19 protein-coding genes are annotated in these 23,521 nt (G+C 35.5%); 10 read left to right on the forward strand and 9 right to left on the reverse strand.

The annotated features are described in order from the left end of the window. The first annotated feature begins 2 nt into the window (after window positions 1-2). Window positions 3-842 (forward strand): undecaprenyl-diphosphate phosphatase, encoded by an 840-nt coding sequence (locus tag ND855_RS07580; RefSeq protein WP_238761108.1) that lies wholly within the window; start codon window positions 3-5, stop codon window positions 840-842. On the opposite strand, the gene ND855_RS07585 is transcribed toward ND855_RS07580, so the two are convergent. After that, window positions 817-3,345 carry a SpoIIE family protein phosphatase gene (locus ND855_RS07585; RefSeq protein ID WP_265357841.1) on the reverse strand — a complete coding sequence of 843 codons (2,529 nt, stop codon included), beginning with the start codon at window positions 3,343-3,345 and terminating at the stop codon, window positions 817-819. The two genes, ND855_RS07580 and ND855_RS07585, sit on opposite strands and share 26 nt — an antisense overlap. Window positions 3,346-3,400: 55 nt before the next feature. Here ND855_RS07585 and ND855_RS07590 point away from each other — a divergent pair, with 55 nt between their 5' ends. The 3 genes from ND855_RS07590 to ND855_RS07600 are packed head-to-tail and all read left to right on the forward strand — an operon-like array spanning window position 3,401 to window position 7,164. Then, window positions 3,401-4,582, forward strand: coding sequence for a class I SAM-dependent rRNA methyltransferase (locus ND855_RS07590; RefSeq protein WP_135638703.1), 1,182 nt, complete (start codon window positions 3,401-3,403; stop codon window positions 4,580-4,582). Window positions 4,583-4,607: 25 nt separating this feature from the next. Next, on the forward strand, window positions 4,608-6,032 hold the full coding sequence (locus ND855_RS07595) for an MBOAT family O-acyltransferase (protein WP_265357842.1): 1,425 nt from the start codon (window positions 4,608-4,610) through the stop codon (window positions 6,030-6,032). Between the two features lies 1 nt (window position 6,033). Then, window positions 6,034-7,164 carry a DUF1574 domain-containing protein gene (locus tag ND855_RS07600; RefSeq protein ID WP_265357843.1) on the forward strand — a complete coding sequence of 377 codons (1,131 nt, stop codon included), beginning with the start codon at window positions 6,034-6,036 and terminating at the stop codon, window positions 7,162-7,164. Here ND855_RS07600 and ND855_RS07605 read toward each other — a convergent pair. Beyond that, complete coding sequence (locus tag ND855_RS07605; protein ID WP_265357844.1) at window positions 7,161-7,760, reverse strand: J domain-containing protein; 600 nt, start codon at window positions 7,758-7,760, stop codon at window positions 7,161-7,163. The two genes, ND855_RS07600 and ND855_RS07605, sit on opposite strands and share 4 nt — an antisense overlap. A gap of 62 nt (window positions 7,761-7,822) precedes the next feature. Between ND855_RS07605 and miaB the strand changes: the two genes are divergently transcribed. From miaB to ND855_RS07620, 3 genes are read left to right on the forward strand one after another with little or no spacing between them, the layout of a single operon-like run. Continuing rightward, on the forward strand, window positions 7,823-9,199 hold the full coding sequence (gene miaB / locus ND855_RS07610) for a tRNA (N6-isopentenyl adenosine(37)-C2)-methylthiotransferase MiaB (RefSeq protein ID WP_265357845.1): 1,377 nt from the start codon (window positions 7,823-7,825) through the stop codon (window positions 9,197-9,199). Next, window positions 9,192-10,784: an LptF/LptG family permease gene (locus tag ND855_RS07615; RefSeq protein WP_265357846.1), complete on the forward strand. Its 1,593-nt coding sequence runs from the start codon at window positions 9,192-9,194 to the stop codon at window positions 10,782-10,784. Before miaB ends, ND855_RS07615 begins: the two co-directional genes overlap by 8 nt. Window positions 10,785-10,839: 55 nt before the next feature. Further along, window positions 10,840-11,685, forward strand: coding sequence for a hypothetical protein (locus tag ND855_RS07620; protein WP_407658741.1), 846 nt, complete (start codon window positions 10,840-10,842; stop codon window positions 11,683-11,685). Window position 11,686: 1 nt separating this feature from the next. Here ND855_RS07620 and ND855_RS07625 read toward each other — a convergent pair whose 3' ends face one another. Further along, entirely contained in the window at window positions 11,687-12,487 is an 801-nt protein-coding gene (locus tag ND855_RS07625; RefSeq protein ID WP_265357848.1) for an FcpA-related putative periplasmic flagellar protein, read from the reverse strand. Window positions 12,488-12,558: 71 nt separating this feature from the next. Here ND855_RS07625 and ND855_RS07630 point away from each other — a divergent pair, with 71 nt between their 5' ends. After that, the gene (locus ND855_RS07630; protein ID WP_100726883.1) at window positions 12,559-12,993 is read left to right on the forward strand and encodes a methylglyoxal synthase; all 435 of its coding nucleotides are present in this window, start codon (window positions 12,559-12,561) and stop codon (window positions 12,991-12,993) included. Here ND855_RS07630 and ND855_RS07635 read toward each other — a convergent pair. Further along, on the reverse strand, window positions 12,955-13,440 hold the full coding sequence (locus ND855_RS07635) for an SRPBCC family protein (protein WP_265357849.1): 486 nt from the start codon (window positions 13,438-13,440) through the stop codon (window positions 12,955-12,957). The two genes, ND855_RS07630 and ND855_RS07635, sit on opposite strands and share 39 nt — an antisense overlap. A gap of 27 nt (window positions 13,441-13,467) precedes the next feature. On the opposite strand from ND855_RS07635, the gene ND855_RS07640 reads away from it, so the two are divergent. Continuing rightward, window positions 13,468-14,043, forward strand: a complete 576-nt coding sequence (locus ND855_RS07640) for a hypothetical protein (protein ID WP_265357850.1) — start codon at window positions 13,468-13,470, stop codon at window positions 14,041-14,043. Here ND855_RS07640 and ND855_RS07645 read toward each other — a convergent pair. Beyond that, a complete protein-coding gene (locus ND855_RS07645) occupies window positions 14,009-16,021 on the reverse strand; it encodes a tetratricopeptide repeat protein (RefSeq protein WP_265357851.1) in 2,013 nt (670 codons plus the stop codon). The two genes, ND855_RS07640 and ND855_RS07645, sit on opposite strands and share 35 nt — an antisense overlap. Beyond that, on the reverse strand, window positions 16,002-18,071 hold the full coding sequence (locus ND855_RS07650; protein WP_265357852.1) for a 6-bladed beta-propeller: 2,070 nt from the start codon (window positions 18,069-18,071) through the stop codon (window positions 16,002-16,004). The genes ND855_RS07645 and ND855_RS07650 overlap by 20 nt, the downstream gene beginning before the upstream one ends. 95 nt (window positions 18,072-18,166) lie before the next feature. On the opposite strand from ND855_RS07650, the gene ND855_RS07655 reads away from it, so the two are divergent. Next, window positions 18,167-19,756, forward strand: coding sequence for a peptide chain release factor 3 (locus ND855_RS07655; RefSeq protein WP_265357853.1), 1,590 nt, complete (start codon window positions 18,167-18,169; stop codon window positions 19,754-19,756). Here the strand turns inward: ND855_RS07655 and ND855_RS07660 are convergent, their stop codons facing one another. The 3 genes from ND855_RS07660 to ND855_RS07670 are packed head-to-tail and all read right to left on the reverse strand — an operon-like array spanning window position 19,757 to window position 23,514. Next, entirely contained in the window at window positions 19,757-21,670 is a 1,914-nt protein-coding gene (locus ND855_RS07660; protein ID WP_265357854.1) for a PP2C family protein-serine/threonine phosphatase, read from the reverse strand. It abuts the gene before it with no gap. After that, the gene (locus ND855_RS07665) at window positions 21,671-22,609 is read right to left on the reverse strand and encodes an LBF_2017 N-terminal domain-containing protein (RefSeq protein ID WP_265357855.1); all 939 of its coding nucleotides are present in this window, start codon (window positions 22,607-22,609) and stop codon (window positions 21,671-21,673) included. It lies immediately after the preceding gene. Next, window positions 22,606-23,514, reverse strand: a complete 909-nt coding sequence (locus tag ND855_RS07670; protein WP_265357856.1) for a FecR domain-containing protein — start codon at window positions 23,512-23,514, stop codon at window positions 22,606-22,608. Before ND855_RS07670 ends, ND855_RS07665 begins: the two co-directional genes overlap by 4 nt. Window positions 23,515-23,521 lie beyond the last annotated feature (7 nt).

Genomic DNA, 23,521 nt, shown 5'->3' on the forward strand with positions numbered 1-23,521 from the left:
TAATGGATAATACTTTAAATGCGTTTTTACGTGGCATCATAGAAGCTGCCACGGAATTTTTGCCAGTGTCATCCACTGGCCATTTGTTTTTATTTAGTTATTTTTTCCCGTTTCAAAACCTTACTGTCCCTCACGAGGCATTTGAAGATCTGTATGATATTTTCATACAAACTGGTGCCATTTTATCTGTTGTTGTTTTGTATTATAAAACACTTTGGGGCCATTTGAAAATGGCAGTTCAGTTTGGTTTCAAACAAACCACTGACAAGGCCGGTTTCCAATTTTACCTCAATTTACTCATTGGTATTTTACCAATTTTAGTATTAGGATTTGTTTTCAAATCCCAACTCGACCAAATTAAAATGAGACCTGATCTATTATTGATCCTTGGTGTATCATGGCTCGTCGGTGGACTTCTCATGGTCATTGTTGAAAAAAGACATCTGGATGAAAGTCAAGGTAAGTCAATTGGATTCAAGGAATCATTGATCGTAGGTTTTTTACAATGTTTTGCTTTGATTCCAGGTGTATCAAGGTCAGCAGCAACTATCATATCAGCAAGAACTTTGGGTGTATCAAAAAAAGAAAGTGCTGAGTTTTCTTTTTTTCTTGCCATCCCTGTTTTAAGTTTGGCCGGATTGTACAAACTATACAAACATCGTCATATTCTAAATTCAGAAACAATAGGTCTTTTACTGTTTGGAAGTATCATCTCTTTTGTTATCTGTTATTTTATCATCAGACTATTTATGGCCTTTATCCGTAGAAGGAGTTTTATTTCCTTTGGAGTGTATCGGATTCTTTTAGGGGCATTCGTTATATTGTATTTCCTTCGTGGCTAAGAAATTCTAAGTAAAAACTCTTTTTATCAAAGTTTTCAGTAAGGTCTAGTAACCGAAAAAATAGTTTTGTGTTTTGTTTGTGAGATTTATTCCTTAAGAATAATCGTTCACACCAGATAACGGCATCTTCGATTTTACCCAATTGGAATTCAGATTTAGCAATCATATACAATAGGTTTTCTTTCGACGGGTTTTCATTGAATGCAAGTTTGAGATGGTGTAAAGCTTCTATCCATTTTTTTTGATGGAAGTAGATTTTCCCTGCCAATGAATGGAAGTTCGGATGGGAAAATTGAGTGAGAAGGGGGATCAACTCCGAAAGTGCATTTTCATAATTTCCTTTTTTGGCATCCGTTTGGATATTTAGGAATGTTCTGCGAATTTCTTCTGAAATGGAAAGTTTTGGAATTTCCGATTGGTAACCAATTCTTAAAAAAGATATGTCATCTGTGATTTCCCCGTTGTTTTCTATTTCCTGTACAAGTGGTAAAAGTTTTGCATCTGTTCTCTCCACAAAACGAAGGATCAATGTTTCATCTTCGTTGATATAGCGGTTCTCTGTTTCACTCATCAATCCAATATCATCTCTTCCATCGGAACCAACGAGAAGTACATCTCCATCCAATAGTGAAAATGTTTTGATTTGGAAGTGTGTATTGTTTTTGGGAAATCCAAGTTTTCGCATAGAAAGTTCTGTTTCGATAAAGGATGCTACACCATCTCTATATAAAATACTCCACGGGTGCTCCGCATTGATGTAGTAAATGTATCCATTTTTGCCAACCATTCCAAGTACCACACTCGATAACATAGAACCATCAAAACTTGCGAATACAGATTGTAGTTCTACATAAAGATCCTTTAACCAAAGTTCAGGTGGTCTCCTTTTGGTATAACTGGACTTTGCTCTAGATAAAACTGCTTGGAATACTACACCTAATACAAGAGCTCCTCCAGCTCCTTGTATTGATTTTCCCATTGCATCGGCATTGGCAAAAACAGTATATTCTCCCGATTCTAAATGAATCGAACCAACAATACATATATCTCCACCAATTTCCCCATCTTTCCCTCTAAATTGAAATTTTTTCTTTTGGTTGGTATAAGATTCAATTTTGAGTTCGGGAATTTTATTTTCAATTCGTGCTAACGGTTGGATGAGGAGTGAAGTTAAAAAATAATCCCCGTCTTGTTTTTCTTTTAAGATTTGTAATTGATTAAGTGATTCATTTAATGCGTCAGTTCGATCCTCAACTTTTTTCTCTAAGTTTTTATTGAGATCTTCAAATTCCTCATTCAATTTCACAAATGAATTTGCGAGAATCATTGCAAGTGAAATGTTAAAGAACAAAAATGCATATCCCATGATTCGAGGGAATACCCAATAATTTCGATTTGTTGCTGTATCAATGATGGCTGCAATTAAAACTATGGTGAGTCCTATCGTAATGTAAATTGCTCGTTTTTCTCCTTTTCTCAGATTTCGAATCAAATTGGAAAAAATGAGTATGACATAAAGGATCCATGTTGGTTGAACCAAATTGGAGAGAACAAAATTGAAGTGTTCTATATTATTCGAAACCAAGAAAAAGGAAAAGATCAACAATTGAAATCCATCTAAAATTTTCGCAAAAATTACATATCGATCTTCAAATAGCGTCCGCAAAAAATGGTACATGAATGGTATGAGTAACAAAATTGTTAAATATTCCAATTTTTTCATCTCTAAGAAAGAAAACCCGAGTTCATATTTTAATTGGTTTCTTAAAAAATTATAAAGTACGAATGAAAAAGAAAAGAGTGAAAAGAATAAATTTTCCCTGTCTTTTCTCCTTCTGATAAACAAAAATAAGAAGTAACTTCCAACCGTGATATAAACTGTAAGGAAAATTAATTTTATGAATTCATCTTTATAAAATCGATTTTGGATGTCAGTACTCGGACCTAATAATGTTTCGTCTTGTTCAATTCCGCCTGAATTTTGAAAATACAGTTGGATTTTAACCAACAAAAGATTCTTTTTTTTAGGCAAAATCAAATGGGAAGGAATCGGATAGATTCTCAATTTATCGTAATTTTGTGGAAACGGGGAATCCCATTCGCCTGTTTTGCCAATTAGTTTTCCATTTAAGAAGGTGCGGTCACGGTCATTGATAATCCCAAGACGAACACTATACTGAATATTTGGATCAACATCCATTTCGATCCATTTCGCTAAAATCACAGTTCTTTTCTGTTTTTGATTCTCTTTGGAAGGGAATAAGTTTCCTGGAATTTTGATCCGTTTCCAATTGTAATTGGAAAAATTTTCTTCCTTTAGATTTTGAATTTCACTTTCCGTTAGTCCATTTTCCGTAATGTACCACTGGGATTTTGGATCGTTTTGGTTTGAATCTAAACTTGTGATCGAATGGGGATGGTTCTGGATGGTAAAATCTAAAAGAGGGCTAGATTCCAATTGGGAAAAAGAAAAGACAAGAACAATCAGTAACTTTTTTATCATATTTATACGGGGGTATTGACTCCCAAAACATTTCGTATAAACAATTGGATGAAGAATGGTCATTCGCTTAAAGAAGAATAAAGAAAAAGCTATATTAAATTTTCATCCTTGGGTATTTTCAGGTGCCATTGATTTTGTAGAGAAACATTCTAGTGCAGGTGATATCGTTGAGGTGCAATCTTCGAATGGTTCTTTTTTGGGTTGGGGTTTTTATGATCCAAGTAGCCAAATCCGGATTCGACTGTTCTCTTTTGATAAGGAAAAGGATGGGAAGTCGGAGTCGTATTGGCTTTCCAAATGGAATCAAATTTTAAATCTGAAACGTTCCTTATTACCAAATGATACAAATGGATTTCGTTTGTTTCACTCTGAAGGTGACGGTGTTCCTGGAATGATTGTGGATATATATAATGAGACAGCCGTTCTACAATTGAAAATCCCTGGTGTGATTCGATTGAAACCGCTATTAGTAAAATTTTTAGAATCAGTGGGTTATCACACAATCATTGAAAAACACGAAAAACAAGATTCAAAAAAAGGGGACGAAGTTTCCATTGAAAAGGGTATTCTTTCCGAATGTATCTTTTTAGAGAATGGTCTTCGTTTTATTTCAGATATTGAAAAAGGACAAAAAACAGGATTTTTCTTAGACCAAAGAGAAAATCGGGCACTCCTTGGAAAATACGCAAAGAATCGAACCATACTCAATACATTTGCCTACTCGGGTGCGTTTTCCGTCTATGCATTGTTAAATGGAGCAAAGTCCGTTCATAGTCTTGATATATCAAAACAAGCATTAGAAATTTGTGAAAAAAATTTGAAACTCAATGGAATCGGTTCTTCCATTGAAAACGGAAAACATAAGAGTATCGAACATGATTGTTTTGATTATTTAAAACAAATGGATCCTGGGTTTTATGATTGTATTATCCTTGATCCACCTGCATTCACTAAAAACATTTCTACTGTGATGCAAGCAAGTAGAGGATACAAAGACATAAATATGAGAGCCATTTCTAAAATTCAAGATGGTGGTCTTATTTTTACCTTTTCTTGTTCCCAACATATTTCCTTTGATTTATTCAAAAAAATTGTTTTTGGAGCAGCTAAGGATGCAAAAAAAAGAGTTAGAATTTTACACCATTTAACCCAAAGCCCTGACCATGGATATTCTGTTTTCCACCCAGAAGGAGAATACTTAAAAGGACTTGTGATTCAGGTTGATGGAGAAATATAATTGAAAATATTGGTGATATCTTAGAATGAAATTTACATCGCTTAGTTTCCTTTTGTTTTTTATTGTAGTTTATGCACTACACTGGTATATCCGAGGTAAGTTTAGACTTGTATTTCTATTTTTAGCTTCTTTTGTTTTTTATGCAGCTTGGTCGATTCCATTTGCATTTCATTTTCTAACTTTAGTTTTGATCAACCATTTGTTAAACAAACAAATCTTGAAAAACAAGAACAGTTGTTGGTATCCCATTTCTTTACTGATTAATTTTGGAAACCTATTCCTATTTAAATATTTTTATTTTTTATGGTCTCTTTTGTTTCAAATCACAGGGAGTTTATGGTTTTCAAATGAATCCATTCAGGTTTTCTTAAATTCCCAATTTGGTTTTGATTCCATCACGTTGCCTCTTGCCATTAGTTTTTATACCTTTCAAATGGTTGCGTATACAATTGATGTGAAACGAGGGAACGCAAATGAGAATCCAAGTTTTTTACAATTTGGATTGTTTATATTCTTTTTCCCCCAATTGGTAGCTGGACCTATCGTAAGGCATGGGGAATTCTTTTACCAATTAGAAGTTTGGAATGCAAAAAAAGAACAGTTGTTTGAAGGTTATTATTTAGTCTTTCTTGGTTTATTGAAAAAGGTAGTGATTGCAGATAATTTGTCTCCCATCATCGAACCTATCTTTCAAAACCCAGATGCTTATGATGGTGTATCAAATGCACTAGCAATGTTTGGTTATGCGGCACGTGTATTTTGTGATTTTAGTGGGTATACTGACCTTGCGCGTGGTTTAGGAAAATTATTAGGAATCAATTTGCCTGAGAACTTCCATGCTCCTTATTTGTCAGCATCAGTTCGTGAATTATGGACACGTTGGCATATGACACTTGCTACATGGATCAAAGATTATATTTATTTTCCACTTGGAGGATCTCGGGTATCAGAATGGAGAGGATATTTTAACCTAATCCTTACGTTTACATTGGCTGGATTTTGGCATGGTGCCAATTTTACATTTATCATTTGGGGATTTTTACACGGACTTGTGCTTAGCATTGAGCGAAAGGTAGAAATTATAACAAACAAACCGAAAAAGGAAGCTGTGGTACTATGGAAAAAATGGATAGGTATTCTTTATACCTTTCTCTTTTTTGTATTAACAATTCCATTTTTTAACGCACCGACTGTCAAAAATGCAGTTTCAATGTTGTTTCGATCCTTTGTGATTGCACCGGGGGAAAGGATAGGCCAGTTAGAAAAAATTCTTTATTCTATATTGTTAACATTCCTATTAAACTACTTACAAACAAAACCTAGTTTTCCAAGAGAATCATGGACAACGAAGTTTAGTCTTTCGTTTTTATTTTTGTTCTCTTTTGTTGTGACAGTTTTATTGGGTTATTTAGCACCTGGAGGTACGGAGTTTATATACTTCCAATTTTAATATGAAAAATAAATTTCCAATTGTTTTCTATCCACTTCTTCTTGCCTTAGCATTGTTTTTATTTGATAAACTATTTTTCCTACCTGTGATTGTTGAGAATACATATAGCTGGAAAAAAATTGAACGTAAGTTTTACGAACTCAAAGAAGATCTATTCGAAGTTATGCTCGAGGAATCAAAAAAGAATCCCGGGAAACAGATAGGTCTGATTTTAGGAAGTTCTCGTTCAGGTGAATTTGATTCTGAAATGGTGGAAGGATTTTTTCCAAATACAAATTCTTTTAACTTTGCTGCTCCCTTTGGTCCACCAAGTTTCCAAGCATATTGGTTGGAACGAGTGCTTGCAACAAACTTACCGATTCGTTATGTTTTGATAGAAGTGGATCCACTTTTATTTTCTAAATCCGCTATCGATTATTCCTTAAATGGATCGTACGATAATCTTTATGTATTGGAACATTTGGATTTTTTTAGAACAAAATCGAAAGATCCATGGACCACTCACACGAAAGGTTTTTCGATTGATGAAGCAGAAGTTTATTTTCTAAAAAAATTATTTGCATTGTATAAATACCCTTTAGATCCCACAGCAATTAAGGCCAATAATAAGGAAATTGAGATTGGTTTTTTCCCTGGAATGTCTTCTGGAATCACAGGAAAAGAACATAAAAGGGGATACATAGATAAAATCAAAATGGTAAATCGTGTGAAATTTGGAGCACTACCCAATGAGATTAAATTTGCAAATATGGATTTATTCTTGGAACGAGATGCGGAAGCAATGTACAACCAGTACTTACGAGGTTCTTCCTTATCGCCGACGCAAATTTTCTTTTTTAAGAAGATGTTACATCTATTAGAAGGAAAAGGAATTCCAGTGATCGTTTATTTCCCTGCTGTTTCAGAGCCTCTCCGACGATGGATGAAAACAGATGGGTTACTTGATCGATTTAATACCGAAGTTAGGAAAGAAGTGGAAGTTGTATCACGGTCACCAAATTCTAAATTCATTGTCATCGATCCCAATGAAGATCCAAATTGGAAATGTAAAGATTTTGTCGATTCGCTCCATTTGAGTGGCGCTTGTTTTCCGAATTTGCTTCCTATTTTATTTCCGAAATCAATTCGTTAAAGCCGAGATTCTTTTCTTTTTTTTAATTGTTTCGGAATGTACAAAAATCGGAAAAGTAGGTAACCAATACCGCTGAATCCCAAAAATAGATAGGAAAGGAAATTAAAGAGAATGTCATTTTCTTTGGACGTTTCCATTTCATTTTGGTGGAACAAAGACTGGAACAAAACAATTCCGGAGTATAACAGTAAGTTGATGACAAGGTAGATGGTTGTCTTTTTTAATACCCATAAAGTATCTCCCATCTCACCTTTGAATTTTGAAAACTCGCTGAGAATTTCTTGGTAGGTTTTTTTATGACCCAGCCGGTATATGTCGTAAGCCTCTTCCATTTCCGGGTCTTTGGCTTTTCCATCAAGTAGTACAAATTCAAAATCCAATTCCGAATCATAAACATCTCTTTTGTTTGGATCACTTAAAGTCAAATAGGCCCTTGTTAGTTCCAAAATTTTGTCTTTGGCTTCCTGACTACCAGCTTTTTCAAGTTGTTCCCAAAAGAGTAATTCACGTAGGTAAACCGCTTCAATGCCATTCGTAGGAAAATCTCTCGAAATTCCTAAAATTTCATAAAAAGTCTCCCGCTTTGTGTTCGGCATATACCCCTTCCTATCCATTCTTCTTTGCTTTACAAGGAATTTTCTTGGGAAAACATATCATTATGAACCCTACCTTGACAGAAAGCTTAGACAGTATTCCCTCCATCCAACTGGGAAAGGTCTATGTGGAAACTTACGGCTGCCAAATGAACGAATACGATTCAGGCATAGTAAAGGAACTATTCCGTAAGGAGAATTACGAAACCACAAATTCGGTGGAAGACAGTGATATCATATTTTTGAATACTTGTGCCGTCCGAGAAAATGCACACGCTAAGATTTATGGACGACTCCAATCCCTCGGTTACCTCAAGAAAAAGAATCCTAATTTGGTCATCGGTGTTTTGGGTTGTATGGCACAAAACTTAGGTGAAGACTTATTCAACCAAGAATTGCCTCTCGATTTGATTGTGGGTCCAGATAATTATAGGACCTTACCAGAACTCATAGAAAACATTCGTAAGGGTGAAAAAGATGTCCAACTCACAAGGTTATCCAGGACAGAAACGTATGATGAATTAGAGCCAAAGGTTGTGAATGGGATCCAGGCATTTGTTACCATCATGCGTGGTTGTAATAATTTTTGTACCTTCTGTGTGGTTCCTTATACAAGAGGAAGAGAAAGGAGCCGTGAACCGCAGTCCATCATCCATGAGATCAAACAGTTGGAAACGATGGGTGTGAAACAAGTCACACTTCTTGGCCAAAATGTGAATAGTTATTCCTATGAAAATTTTGACTTTTGTGCACTTGTGGAAGAAATTCTAAAACAAACCAGTATTGAGCGAGTTCGGTTTACAAGTCCTCACCCTAAAGATTTTCCAGATCATCTCATTTCACTTATGGCAAAAGAAGAAAGATTTTCTTCTCAAATCCATATGCCACTCCAAGCAGGGAGTTCAAAAGTACTGCGAGATATGAAACGTAGTTATACGAAGGAAGAATATTTGGATTTGGTTCAAAAAATCCAAGCAGTGATTCCTGATATCGGAATAACGTCTGACATCATCGTAGGATTTCCAGGAGAAACTGACGAAGAATTCCAAGAAACTTTAGAAGTTGTAAAACAAGTGAAATTTGACATGTCTTATATGTTTAAATATTCTGAACGAGAGGGGACCATCGCAAAACGTAAGTTTATTGACGATGTTCCTGAGGAAGTTAAGAGTAAAAGGTTAATCGAACTTGTTGAACTCCAAACAAAAATTTCGTTGGAGAAAAATCTAACAAAAATTGGAAAAGAATTTTCCATTTTGGTGGAGAATACTTCAAAAAAATCAAAACAAGAGTTATGTGGTCGGTCACACTGTGGTCGAATGGTAGTTTTCCCAATTCCAGAAGGAATGTCTCAAGACTTATCGGATTGGATTGGAAAAACGGTAACTGTACTCATTGAACAAGCAACTAGTGCTACTCTCAAAGGGAAATTGATTGTCTAAACCTGTTGATTTAAGAACCGTTAGGGTTCATTCCAAAGACGATTTACCACCAGATTTTATGGTGGATACGGATAGGTTAGGTAAGTGGAAACGTTTCAAACCTTCCATTTTAAGGATTTACATTCTGAAAGAGATCTTAAGTCCGTTTTTGGTTGCTCTTTCTTTTTTTACAATGATCTATATGGCAGTTGCCATCCAAAAGATGATTGGACTTTTTGTTGGAAAAGGTGTCGATTTTTTCCGTTTGTTAGATTATATGGGTTATGTTTTTGGGAATACACTCCCCATGACCATTCCTATGGCCTGTTTGATGTCTGGAATTATGGCAGCAGGTCGATTGTCTGGTGATTCCGAAATCACTGCGATGCGGGCATCAGGGGTTTCGTTTCCTTATATCTACAGTAATTTTTTGGTATTTGGCTTTCTTATGACCCTTCTTGTTGGTTATCTAAATTTTTATTTAGGGCCAGAGAACACTCGTAAGATGAAGGATTTTGATAATTGGATTGCATCTTATAATCCCTTACTTGCGATCCAACCTGGTCAATTTTCTGGGGATAAAACACAGGATTTTTTCTCCGAGAAGGGTCGAACCATGTATTCTGGTGGTGTGGATGAAGATGGTAACCTAAGTAATGTTCAAATACGAGAATGGGCAATTTCTGCTAGTGGAACTGATTTTATCATGGTGAACAATTTGGCCGTCCCAATGGGTGGGTCAAAAATGTTACAAATCATCAACGCTAAGGAAGGGTTACTTGTTGAAAAAAAGAACTCTGTTGGTGAATACGAAAAGTCAGTTCGATTGAGAAAAGGTTATGTGATTGAATGGGATCCTGAAACCAATGCAATTGGTGTTACCAATTTCATGAATGGGGAAATGGATTACAATACACCAGCGAAAAAAGATACAAAAACCTTAAGTATCAATGTAAAGCCTGATACCTTCTCCTTACCAATGTTAATTGAGATTAGAAATGCCATTGAATCCGAAGGTTTGGAAAATATTCCAGGATTGGAAATTTTAAAAGAATATGGTTTGTCTATCAAAGGTGTAGGTGGGCTCAAACAAATGGTGGAACAATTCAAATATGAGCTCATCATAGGTGCCAATTCGGGAAACCAAGAAGATATGGCACAAAAGTTTGCCTTATTCACACAGTTGTCTGAACTTCTGAATGAATCCAAAAAAACCCTCACGGGATTTAATGTGGAAATCCACAAACGGTTTGCGACTCCACTCTCTTGTCAGATTTTTTTCTTTCTATCCTTTCCTTTGGGTCTTGTTGTCAAACGTTCTGGAAAAGGTATGAGTTTTACTCTTGCTGTAATCTTTTTACTCATTTACTATACGTTTTTTATATTTGGTTCTGGGATTTCCTACAAAGAGAATGTTCCGGATTGGGTGGGTCCTTGGTCTGCGAATATCGTAATTGCGACCCTTTCGATTTATATCATGATCTCAAGGACTGATGCAAAATTACCAGAATCAATTCGTAATATGTTAGGATTTTATTTTCGATGGAAAGACAAATGGGATGAAACATGGGAAATGTTAAAAAATCGCTTCGCAAGGAAGAAATAATAGAAAATTTGCTAGAAAATTCCCCTGTCTACGGTCCCATAGAGTGTAGTTGTCAATTAGGAGATCGGGTTTGAAAACTTCTTATATTTGGAATCTTTCCCAGGGCCGTCCGTTTCCCGTAGAGCTTTGGAAACATTCAAAAATCAAGATCCAAGTGAACCAAATTGGTTTGTCTGAATTGGATCAAATCTCTCTCACACCAAACGATATTCACATCCTTTTCATCCAAGTGACGCTAAAAGAATGGAATGAGATCCAACCAAAAATCAAATCTACTTTTGAAATGAGTCCTTTTGTTTCTTTGATCTTAGTTTCTTCAGAAGATGCTGTAAACCAAATCCAAGAGATGGTACAAACTCAACCCAAATACCTAGTTTTAGAAAACCCTCTCCATGTTCGGGAACTCAGGATGATTTTGGACAGAACCATCCAATCCGAATCCTACAAAGCAGCGGCTTTAGATATTGGAAATTCCTGTTTAGAAAATGTTGGTTTTTTTGAGGGTGTATTTTCTTTAGCACACCAAGAATACGAAGAATCAAAAAAGGAAAACGAAGCTTTGCGTTCCATCCTTAAGTATGAGGAACTCGTGAAACGTTCACAAGCAGGCATTAATTCTGCTCTTGAACGAGTGAATGATATGAAAAACCAAGAGCTCATTGAGTTACACCAAAGGGTCAAAGCAATCCAACAATTGGATGAACTTCGGGAAAAAGAACTCAAACAAGCCCTTGAACTACAAAAGGCGACAGAAGAAGTATTAAATTATTCACGAATCGAAGAGATGAATTTAGATAAAATATTACGAGCGCAAGATCGTTTATTTGAGTATACGGAACAAGAAATTAAAGAACTGGTGGAAGAAAATAGAGCACTTAAGAAAAAACTTGGGATGTTGTAATTCAAAAATCCTTTCCGACTTTTTCCTCAATCGCCGCGTATTCTTTTGATTCGCGGCCATAATGCAATTCTGCAAATCGTAATAGATGTTTTTTCTTTAATTCTTTAAATTCATAATAGAGTTCTTGGTTTTTTGAACGTAATGCTGTTTGTTCCATTTTCTCATAGGATAAGGCAAGTAGTCTGTGAGGTTCTGCTTCCATTTCATTTTTGGATGAGATTTCAATATAACGATTTGTAAAGTCGATGACCTGTAAGTAGTTTTTAAAAGATTCTTGGTGTTTGATGTATTCTCTGTAAATGCCAGATTTTAAATCAGTATAGGAGTCACTTTCTTTTACATTAGGATTTTCGATTTTATCTAACAAATTCATAGCTTTTACGAGACGAAGTGTTGTTTGAGTCCTTAGTTCATAAAGTTGTTTTTGAAATTCTTTTTCTTTGTTTTCTTTTCGTGTTACCTTCTGCCATTCGTAACGATCTTCATAAAATACTTCTTTTTTAAAATCCTCTCTGCGTTTATCGATTCCCTTTTTTCCAGTTTCAAAACCTTCCAAGGCAAGTGAGTATTCTTTACTCGCGTCAGACCATCTTTTTTGAGAGTTTTTTTCATCGACAAAGTCGAGAACTGGTATGGTACTGATGGCTTGGGAAGAATCTCCCCAGGGTGAACCTGAATCTGGTTGGGTTGGGAGAATGGATTCAACCCTTGTTTCTATAGCCTTATTTGGATCAGTGGCTCCGAGCGGAATTTGGAAGGATAGAAGGAAGAGGACCCAAAAAAATCGGCGTTGGTTTACCATTTCAGGGAAACTTTCCTTGAATCCAGGATATTGGCAAGAACTATCACTTTATGGTACTAATTCAGAGAAAAATGGAAACAACGAAAAAGATCGTTCTCATCGCACATGACAATCGTAAGGAAGATTTACTTGATTGGGTAAAATTCAACCGAGGAACCTTGAGTAAACATCATCTTTCGGCAACAGGGACAACGGGAAAATTGATCCATGAACAAATTGGTTTACCAGTCTTTCGATTCATTTCCGGACCACTTGGTGGAGACCAACAAATTGGTGCGAAAATCGTAGAAGATTCAATAGATTTTATGGTGTTTTTCTGGGATCCACTTTCTGCGCAACCACATGATCCAGATGTGAAAGCTCTATTACGGATTGCTGTATTATATAATATTCCAATGGCATGCAATCGTTCTAGTGCGGATTTTTTGATCTCTTCTCCTCTTATGGAAAAGGAATACAACCGCCAACTAATTGATTATGGTTCGAGAATACCCGCTAAAAATTAAGTTGGGTTTGACTGAAAAATATTTAGCTGTTAGGTTATGGCGTTTTTTAAACATGAAATACAACATTGGGTAGATAAAGAATCGGGAGATGGGCCAAAGGTAAAAATCAATTTCAATTTCATCTGATAAGATGGATTCGTTTTCATTTACTTTGATAAACCGATGTGTGTGTAAAAACTTTAGAAATGGTCCTTTTTCTTGATTGTCCTGGAAAAGGGAATTTTTCTCGTATTTGGTATGTTTTGCGATCCATTCAGTATAAATAAAGGGAAAGATCGGAACTTTTAAAATGGCTGTTTCACCGACTTTAATAGATCCTGGTTTTTGGATCACTCTGATCCCTCGATTTGTTTTCATCAATGTTTCAAAACCAATTGGGTCTTCATGGAATTGGAATAACCTTTCGATCGGCACTTGGAATTTTGATTGGAAAATAAATGTATCCATACTCATTAGAAGGAAATCAAATCAATTATGACTTTGTTTTTTCAGAAAAAGAATCAATCGTTTCCCAAATTACATTCAGAAGTCATCGAAAGAATAAAAAATGAGTCTCTAAGACTAAATAAGGAACAAGTTCTATTTGTTCGATTGGTTCAGAACCAAAGCGGAGTCGGTGAAGTCCAAGTGAGTTTTGCAGATCGTATACCAGGGGATACGGATTGGATACGTTTTGCAAATGAAGATTCGAAAAAAAGATTACATCATGGTGAGTTTTCCATGGAAAATGGAAAGATATACTACCATCCTAATGTAGAGTTAAAATGGAAACACACTCCAAAAGAAAGGATCCATAGAATCGAATCCAACTATCAATTTTCCAATGGGAAAGTTTATTTGGATCAAAAGGACTACGACCAGTTAGTGCCAATTTTAAAAAACTGTTTTCTTTCAGAACAAGTGGATTCTCTATATATGGACGGAAACATTTGCCAATTGGAAATTGAATCGTTAGATGATTCAAAAGAAGAAAGGATTTCGGAAGTTTTATTAATTTTCTTTTCTTCTTTTTATCCTAGTCCGTTTTTAGCACCACATCGTCCCCAGTAGCCAATTCTTTTTCCCATCCCCGTTGTTTTGGTTTGATGTTTGAAATCGACTTTCCTAAAGAAATGATTTCTCCTTCAAAAAGAGTTTTTCCTCTCCTTTGGAATACTGGTTTTGAATCCAATTTTAAGCCGTCATCTTTTCCAATAGATACAATGACTTCGTCTTTTTTTACCTTTAGAATTTTCCCTTCGATAGGCAAGGTAGATTTAATCCGTTCGGCAATTCGATGAACTATAGTAGGTAAACTATCTCTTCCTCTTTGGTTTGTTTTCCAATTGACGATGTCTTTGAGTTGATTCCGATCATAAACTGAAATATCAAATTTGATATCTCCATTCTCGATTTGGTATTTTCCATGGACCACATAGCGGATCTTAGTTGCATTTCGCCTTTTGGAATCCAGGTGGTGTAAATTGTCGATGGAAAAAGGAATTGTTTGTGAAAATGGATGGTAACTAGATTCCTTTAATAAATTTCGAATGGATTTAAATTCACTTCCTTCAACCACTCTTACTGATAACATATTCTTTAATTGGTATCTTAAAACTTCTGCAAAAAGGCGACCGGCTTGGAGGTGGTAAGGAAATGGACTCACTGATTCTAAATCAAAAACATAAACTTCTGGACTAAACCGAACCGATAAATCGGAAACAGAATTTGGATCAATTTGAATGTATCCTTCTTTAAACTCGATCGAATCCTTTAGATTTTTGATCACAAATTCCAATTTGTTTTGTAGTTTAAAAGAGTTTGGATCTTCTTCTCTCAGACGTAAAAGCAGATTTGTATATTTTACGGAATCACCTGATAAATTATAAAAATCCAATAGTTCCTTTCGGATCACTGGTGTTTGCGCACTTAAGTCCCTTGCTCTAAATAAATGGAATAAACTACTTTTATGGTATAAGGAATGTTTTTCGGCATAATAACGATCCCTTCGGTAGTCTCCCAACTCTCGTCGTAGTTTGGATTCTTCCTTTTCTGAAGAGATGACATACTCTTCTGCTTCAAAACGCAATATTTCATCTAAATCATCGAGTGCTAATGCTCTTCTGTAATGGTAAGAGGCAAATTTGTTTTCACCCAATTCCCAAGCAAGATTTGCCTCAATGCTATGATAGAGTTGATTTTCGGGGAACTCACGTGCAAGTTCGTAAATTCGTTTGAATGCTTTTGTTTTTAAATCTTTGTCATTATTTGCATTTGCTAAAATCAAATCATGATATACAAAATAGAATCTAGCTTCTTCGTTTTTATCATCCAAATTTAACGCATTTTCAAGAGACTCTTTTACATTGGGTAAAATAGAAACCAGAGCCCTAGGTTGAAAGTAATTTTCATATAAAAGAACTTTTGCTTTAAAGGAGAATCCGGATGGATCATTTGGCTCTTTTTTTGTATATGAATCAATGGTGTCTAAGGCATTTTCGAATTGTTTTTTTGAAAAATACAACTCAGCTAACATTCTTAATAAATCAGAAGGTTCTCCTATTTTATCTGATAGTGTTTTGATTTTATAAAGAGCAGAATCTGTTTTGCCTTGTTTTAAAAGTGTTTTTGCTTCTGTGATCCTTAGTCCCGTGTGATTCGGGAATTCGGTGAGTAGGGGTTGGATTAATTCATAAATCGATTTAAACTCAGAATCTAATAAATAAATTTCAGATAAACCTGTGACTGCTGGTATGTATTTGGAATCTCTTTGTAAAATATCTAAGTAAAACTTTTTACTTTCTTTATAAGATCCCAATAAAAAACTACAATCAGCGATTCCTAACTTTGCATCGATAGAATTTCTGTTTTTTTGTAAGGCAGATTGGTAAAGTGGAATGGCTTTTCTACAATTATTGTTTGATTGGAAAATTTTAGCTTCTGCAATGTCTTCCAATGCACTAGGTTCTGCAAAAACAAATTGTGTGAAAAAAAATAGAATCCCAAATACAAAGTATTTTTTGGTATGTTTATCGAGGTTCTGGAACAAAATAACCTCCTTCATCCCTTCCTTTTACACCTCTATGATCAACACCAATGCCAATTTTAATATAGCGATTGATGAGTTCAGGATTGGTATCTGTTTTATAGGAAAGAATATAACGGTAGTCTAAATGAGATCTGAAAAGTTTGTATAAATCTCTTTCGTCCCCTTCACCATCTAAAAAGATATACTTTCCATTACTTGGACCTGTTAAATCAGACCAAGACTCCTCTTGCGATGGGTTCGAATTAGTTGTTAATACATAAATGGGAATTGAATGTGCCTTCGCATAGGATACAATTCTAGATTTTTGGTATTGTAAAAAACTTTCCTCTTTTGCTTCTTTCGAAACCAAATACACAAGGATTTTTGGTCCCGTTTCCATTGATAGTTTTTTAATGGCAGCAATACTTGCTTTGCCAAAATTGAATTTTTCCTCAGCTTGGCTATCTCGAATTTTGGCAAGAATATCCCTAAGAGAAACAGTATCTGGTAATATCAATTGGCTATCTTTTCCAGCTCGGTAAAGTGTTATATGATCTGTATCATGTAACGATCGGAAAAGAGGAAATAAACCATCCTCTAAATTTGTTTTTCCTTTTTTTAAACTTTCGCTATTTTCATAAACAATCGCGATGTTCATTTTTTCATTAATTTTATTTTTGTTAGCTAAAGAAAAGAGGGGAGTCATATTATCATTTTCGAATATTCGAAAACTTAATCTATCAATTCCTATCAACTCCTTCCCGCCTCTATTTTTAACTCGAGTGTAAATATGGATGTTTGGAAAATCAGAAGTATCGATTGATTCGATTTTTAAATCAAGATTTGATAGTAAATTATTTTTATGGGAAAAAATATCAATTCTATGTTTACCAAAATCTACGAAATACAAACTTCCTGTGGAATCCATATTTGTTGCAAATGGCCGATATAAAACTCGATAAATACCATTTTTATCTCTAAATTTGGGAAGTTGTCTCCAATCTCCGTTTAACATAGAATAGGTCCAGATTCCAGTTAATTCATCAGTTAAGAAAATTTGGTTATCTAAAATTCGAATATTTCGAGGTTTTTTCCATTCTGATTTGGAAATGGTTTCAATGGTATTGCCATCACCATCAAACACAAAAACTTTCAATTTATCTTTATCGACCACATAAATTTTCTGATTCTCAATCGTGATCCCAGAAGGATTCACAAGTTTGGAATTGCCAATCCCAAGGATTTCTAATACAAATTGTCCGTTTGCATTAAATTTTTGGATACGACCATTTCCAGAATCAGCAACATATAAATTTCCTAATGGATCAAAACAAATGGAAGAAGGCCCTCGGAATTGGCCTGGATTTTTTCCTGGTCCACCAATGGTTGCCAAATAAGTTCCATTTAAATCAAAAATTAAAACTTCATCCCTAGCAAAATCGGCTATATAGATTTTTTGGTTTTGGTAAACGAGTGAAACGGGTCTTTCCAGTTTTCTAGTGATACCACCTCTCCAGTTAGAGATTGGAGTTCCTTGTGCATTAAATTTGATTACATTGGATGTATCAAAACCAGCTACATAAAAGTTTCCATCTTCATCAAATGTGATATCAACTGGATTTCGAAAACGATAACCACGAATGGAATCACCTTCGATGGTTTTAAAGTAGATTTTCTCTTTTTCAGTCACACCACCTGCGATTGCTAATCGAAGTGTTTCAATTTTATTTGTAATGAGTAGGTCATTTTTTGCTTTGGTGGCTAAAATTTCTAATTCATCTAATGCTTCTTCCCATTCACCTAACAAATAGTAGTTATTCGCAAGTTCTAAACGGGCAAGATGAAAATCCTTTTTTAAATTGACTGCTTTTTGGAAACGTTCTTTTGCAGCAGAATATTCTCTTAAATTTTTATAGGTAAGGCCACGTTTGAATTCTTCCTTGGCATTCTCTTCCCCTAAGGAAAAATTGGGAAAGTCTAGAGGAAAGATTTGGGTGCAGACCAAAAGAAAGATGACGGATACAAACTTTCGCAAAAAACTTCCCCTCTGTCCCCCATTATAATGGGACATAATATTGAAGTCAACCCCTTCCTCAGAGAAAGGGCAAAGGAACCATTCTTTATTCTCGACAGAATCGCCAATTTAGGCAATATGGAATAGTCATTATGTCCCCTGATACCATCGAAAAAGAAGTCAATCGTCGGAAAACCTTCGCGATCATTGCTCACCCCGACGCGGGAAAAACTACCCTCACTGAGAAATTACTCCTCTACGGAGGTGCCATCCAACTCGCAGGGGCTGTGAAGGCGAAAAAAGAAGGGAAATCCGCCACTTCAGACTGGATGGCAATGGAAAAAGAAAGGGGAATCTCCATCACTTCCGCAGCCTTACAATTTGAATACAAGGGTCATATTCTCAATTTATTAGACACACCAGGCCATGAAGACTTTTCCGAGGATACCTACAGGACCCTAATGGCAGCCGATACCGCTGTTATGGTGTTAGATGCCGGAAAAGGGGTCGAACCACAAACCATCAAGTTATTCCGAGTTTGCCGTGACCGTGGCATTCCCATCATCACCTTCATCAACAAAATGGATAGACCCACAAAGGATTTATACGCTCTATTAGATGAAATCGAAAAGGTACTCGGCATCAAAGCAGTTCCAGATGTTTGGCCTCTTGGAACAGGTTTTGATTTTAAGGGAGTTTATGATTTGAGAGATACACAGTTGTATCTTTTTGATCGAACCCCAGGTGGTAAACAGAAGGCTGGTTTTCGGATGGCTGGACCCAATGATCCGAGCCTCGACGAACAGTTCGATGAGGAAATTGTAAAGGCTTTCCGTGAACAAATTGACCTTGTGGAAAATGGCATTGGCCAAGTGGACAAAAATTCTTTTTTACTTGGAAACGAAACTCCAGTGTATTTTGGATCCGCAGTGAACAATTTTGGGATTGAGTTATTCTTAAATAAATTTTTGGAATTAGCTCCACGACCTGACCACATTCCACTTCGTGATGGAAATTACTTAGATCCTGTGAATGCTCCTTTTAGTGCCTTTGTGTTCAAAGTGCAAGCAAACATGAATAAGGCGCATCGTGACCGAATTGCTTTTTTACGAATTTGTTCTGGTGTTTTTGAACGTGGATTAAACGTAAATCATAACCGTTTAGACAAACCAGTGAAATTGTCTTCAAGTTTCGCATTTTTTGGGCAAGACAGAAACACAGTTGATTTAGCCTATCCTGGTGACATCATTGGACTCGTAAATCCAGGAACCTATAAAATTGGTGATGTACTTTCGACAGGAAATACACCGCCTCTTAGACCTCTTCCTAGTTTTGCTCCAGAACTATTTGCAACCATATCCTGTAAAGATACCTTACAATTAAAGTCTTTCAAAAAGGGTTTGGACCAATTAGCAGAAGAAGGAATTTTACATCTATTCACATCACGAACGATAGGTGGTGGTGTTCCAATTATTGGAGCCATGGGGAAATTACAGTTCGAAGTGTTCCAAAGAAGATTGAAGGATGAATACGGTGCCGACACATCAATCAACATTCTCCCTTATGGAATTTCTCGTTGGGTAAAAAAAGAAGACCGACCTAAAATACCATCAAATGCAAATTTGGTAGAAGATTTATTTGGGAATATGGCTTTATTGTTTGATACAGAATGGGATATGAATTATTTCCATAAAAATAATGAAGGGATTGAGTTGTTAGACAATCCACCACTAGAAAATTAATTAGATGATATCAATTCCAATCCAAGTGATATCATCTAATAATTCTTTTCCTTCCGAGTAAGATCTAATTTTAAAATCTAATTCTTGTTTGACGAATGACATGTGGTTTGTTGTCATTTGTCCAAAGAATTTGAGTAATTCCGCTTCCCACAATTTTTCTTGATTTTTATTCTCCACATCTTTTAAACCATCAGTGAATAAATAAAATCGATCCCCTGTCAGGATGGGAAATTCCAATATTTTGGGATCGAGTTTAGGTATCATCCCGAACATGGGGTTTAATTTTTCATAACAATGGAATTGACCATCACAATAGTGGAGCATACCTGGATGGCCTGCGTTTCCATAATATACTTTATTTAGATTCAAATCAAAAAGTAAGAACAAAAATGGAACAAATGCGTATGGGTCAGGGAAATGAGTGCTTACACCTTCATTCATTTTTAATAAAATATTTTTGGGATCTGTTTCTGTTTTTGCAATTTGATGGAACAATACTTTGAGTACTGTCATCATCATGGCTGCCTTTACTCCATGTCCAATTACATCTCCTAAAGCAAAAATATATCGATTGTCCCCTAAATTTATATAATCATAATAATCACCACCAACTTGGATAAGAGGTCTATAAAGAATCTCATAATCTAATTTGGGGAAAATATGAATCCGAGATGGCAGGTATTTTTTTTGCAAATCCTTTGCATATTCCATCTCTCTTTCAAATTCTAATCTTTTTTTTGTAATATTTTGTATTAGTATCAATGCACCACTTGCGAATTGATTGTTTTGTTCTAAGAACCAAATTTGGTAGGTGATTTCCAGAAGTAAGGTGGTACCATCACTGATAAATACCTCTAATTCCTCTTTTCGTAATTCTTGTGTACGATCATTTTGTTCTTTGATTTCTCTTATAAATTCTGATACTTCTGTTTTTAACCAAATTACTAGAGGTTCTTGGTAAATATACACATCAGATACTTTTAGTTTATCCTCAATGAATGGGTTTTCGAGGATTACATTTCCTAAGGAGTCGTAAAGAATTGCCGCATGTGGGTATTCGTTTAGGATCAACTTTAGTTTTTGTTTGGATTCAATTTCTCTCAAAGAAATGAAAATGGAAAAAAGAAATGTAAAGAATAATATTCCCACCAAGGTTGAGATATTGGTCTTTAAAGAGGAGATAATTGGTTGTAATACTAGATTAATGGGGCTGACAACGAATAGGTGGATGGGAAGTCCATAAAGAGGAACACCAACCAGAAAAAAACCTAAATCATCTTTTTCGACTTCTTTTAACGTTGGTAAATTGGAATTTGATTGTAATGAAGATTTTGCTTTTTCTTTCCACTCTTCAGACACTAAAAAATTATCTTCAATAAATCCTGAAATTCCAAAATTTCCATTTTGATTTAATAAAAATAATCCTTCATTCGGATCACTAAAAGGTGAATCGAGTAATGCTTCTTCAATGAATACAGTAGGATATAGATATTTTCCCTTTTCATCTGTGATTAAAAAATAAGAATTAAATGTATCTGAATGAGAACAAGAAATCAACTGGAAGGTAGTATGGTTTTGGATGGAGGATAAATGATTTGAACAAAGCAGTTTTAAATCCGAAGATCCTTTGATTGGGATTAAATCTCCTGTCGGGTTTGAAAATTCATTTTGAATTTGATTCCGAATTTGATTTTCTATGTCGATCGCCAAGAGTTGAATGCGAATTAATTGGAACCTTTGGTTCCAATCCAATGCTTCTTTGTATTCCACATAAATCATCCTACCAATGAGTAGAGCATAAGGAAGTAAGATGAACAAAACTAAGGATAAAAAGAGTTTAAAAAAGGATAATGAACGGATGACATAAATAAAATTCGAAACGAAACTCTGTACCCGATTGAGGAGAGTCTCCATTTACTTTGCCTTTTTTTGAGTTTGAATGATAATTTGTTTTGGGACTTCTTCATTCCCTAATCGGTCGACAGCACTGATTTCTAAGAGGATATTTTTATCACAACCAGAAAGGATTTCCATCCAAGAGGACTCTAACCATACATTGTAATCGGAAACTTGGTCATCACCACAAGAGGTTCTGTAACGAATGTTAGAAAGACCAGATCCTTCATCAGAAGAATGGAGTAATAATCCATTTTTCGAAGACATAAAGGTGGTTCCCTTTTTTTGGAATGGTGGATCTAAAAAAGAAATCGTTGTGAAAGGTGGTTTTGTATCAACTTTAAATTCCCAAACTTGCATTCCATCGGAAATTCCAAGTTCATTTGTCACTTTGTATTCCAATCGGTAATTGCCATCTTTTGAGAAATTTAAGAGGGGAGATGTTGTCGTTTGCCAAGGGCCACCATTGATTCTGTATTGGATGCGAATCTTTTTCTCTACAGAAGTAGGAACAATTGTAATTTGATTGGTTGTGAGAAATAATTCAGGTTTTCCGTCCTTTGTAGGGATGGGAACAAGGACATCCGTTTTCACTGGAATTTTTGCAATCGGTTTGGTAATAGGTTTTGGTTTTTTCCCAAACAATGCCACCTTGTACATCTCGGTCCAAAACCCTCTTACTTTTCGTTTGGCGATTGCTCTGATGCGGAAAAATTCATATCCATCTGGAATGAATAAACTTATGGGTCCTGGATTTGCCAATACTCGAAAAGGAATTTCTTCACCCAGTTCCTCGGTTTTCCAAAGTTCTATTTCATATTGAATGATGTCTTCGCGATCTGGAACCAGTGAGAATTGGACCTGTTTTGCCTGTAATTGAAAGTGGCATGTGAAACATAAAAAGAATAGTAGGATACGGATGCGAGTGGATTTGATCCATAAAAAACCGAAATTCATTTGTTTTCTGGAATTGGAGGATCGGGAACTGGGAATGGTTTTACAGGTGGTTTTCCCTTTTCGACATACGTTGCATACCCTGAGTTAACAAGCACTGTTACTTTTTCTGCGGTGACTGCAACACTTCCTTCGTAACAACTGAGAGTGGTATTTCCATTCGGATCCACTTCCGTTAGAAAATCAGTTCCTTTGACAACAGAATCAGCAGATTCAGTTTTGAGTAAAAACATCTTTTGGTTAGGATTTGAGGTTTTAGGAATCAAAGAACGGATTCGACCTTGTCTTAAAAAAATTTCATCCGGTTCAGTTTCTGACTTCCCACGTTCCATAATGACGTGGCTGTTTTCAGTGATTTCGAAGCGAGATCCAGATAAAAAAACAAACTGAGCTTCCGATTCTTTGAGTGTTCTCACTTCATCTTTTGCATACAGTCCCTCACCATTTTTTGCCTTTGCCCAATCATTTTGTTTTTGTGAGATTTTTAAAACTTCTGTAGTTCCAGTAAACCGTTGTAAGTCGGCAAGTGGTTTTTTCCCTAAACTTTTTGGAATCCATAACTTCATTCCTGGAATGATAAGATTTGGGTTATCAATTTGATTGGATTTTAGAAGTTCTTTCCATTTCCTAGGATCATCCAAATAAGTTTTGGAAATGATACTTAATGTTTGTCCTTTTTCTACAATGATGGTGATTCCATCATCTGGGTTCGGTTGGATGGTTTGTTTTTTGGAATCAGCAAAGGTTTGTGAGATGGGAAAAAGAAGACTAAAAATGAAGAGATAATAAATGATAACAGAAAGTTTAGATAAATTGCTGAGAAATAAAAAATCCAAAAAAGAGTAACTGATGTTACACTTTTTTGGACTTATGAAGAACCGAAAAAAGGGGAAATGGATTCTTTTCATCTAATTC

Origin of the sequence: Leptospira paudalimensis, assembly GCF_026151345.1 — a bacterium.
Taxonomy (GTDB): domain Bacteria; phylum Spirochaetota; class Leptospiria; order Leptospirales; family Leptospiraceae; genus Leptospira_A; species Leptospira_A paudalimensis.

Coding starts and splice junctions, on each gene's coding strand:
- ND855_RS07660 (WP_265357854.1), bottom strand. CDS start 21,670: ATGGAGACTCTCCTCAATCGGGTACAGAGTTTCGTTTCGAATTTTATT.
- ND855_RS07590 (WP_135638703.1), top strand. CDS start 3,401: ATGGTCATTCGCTTAAAGAAGAATAAAGAAAAAGCTATATTAAATTTT.
- ND855_RS07580 (WP_238761108.1), top strand. CDS start 3: ATGGATAATACTTTAAATGCGTTTTTACGTGGCATCATAGAAGCTGCC.
- ND855_RS07605 (WP_265357844.1), bottom strand. CDS start 7,760: ATGCCGAACACAAAGCGGGAGACTTTTTATGAAATTTTAGGAATTTCG.
- ND855_RS07665 (WP_265357855.1), bottom strand. CDS start 22,609: ATGAATTTCGGTTTTTTATGGATCAAATCCACTCGCATCCGTATCCTA.
- ND855_RS07600 (WP_265357843.1), top strand. CDS start 6,034: ATGAAAAATAAATTTCCAATTGTTTTCTATCCACTTCTTCTTGCCTTA.
- ND855_RS07585 (WP_265357841.1), bottom strand. CDS start 3,345: ATGATAAAAAAGTTACTGATTGTTCTTGTCTTTTCTTTTTCCCAATTG.
- miaB (WP_265357845.1), top strand. CDS start 7,823: ATGAACCCTACCTTGACAGAAAGCTTAGACAGTATTCCCTCCATCCAA.
- ND855_RS07625 (WP_265357848.1), bottom strand. CDS start 12,487: ATGGTAAACCAACGCCGATTTTTTTGGGTCCTCTTCCTTCTATCCTTC.
- ND855_RS07655 (WP_265357853.1), top strand. CDS start 18,167: ATGTCCCCTGATACCATCGAAAAAGAAGTCAATCGTCGGAAAACCTTC.
- ND855_RS07595 (WP_265357842.1), top strand. CDS start 4,608: ATGAAATTTACATCGCTTAGTTTCCTTTTGTTTTTTATTGTAGTTTAT.
- ND855_RS07670 (WP_265357856.1), bottom strand. CDS start 23,514: ATGAAAAGAATCCATTTCCCCTTTTTTCGGTTCTTCATAAGTCCAAAA.
- ND855_RS07635 (WP_265357849.1), bottom strand. CDS start 13,440: ATGGATACATTTATTTTCCAATCAAAATTCCAAGTGCCGATCGAAAGG.
- ND855_RS07650 (WP_265357852.1), bottom strand. CDS start 18,071: ATGTCCCATTATAATGGGGGACAGAGGGGAAGTTTTTTGCGAAAGTTT.
- ND855_RS07630 (WP_100726883.1), top strand. CDS start 12,559: ATGGAAACAACGAAAAAGATCGTTCTCATCGCACATGACAATCGTAAG.
- ND855_RS07640 (WP_265357850.1), top strand. CDS start 13,468: ATGACTTTGTTTTTTCAGAAAAAGAATCAATCGTTTCCCAAATTACAT.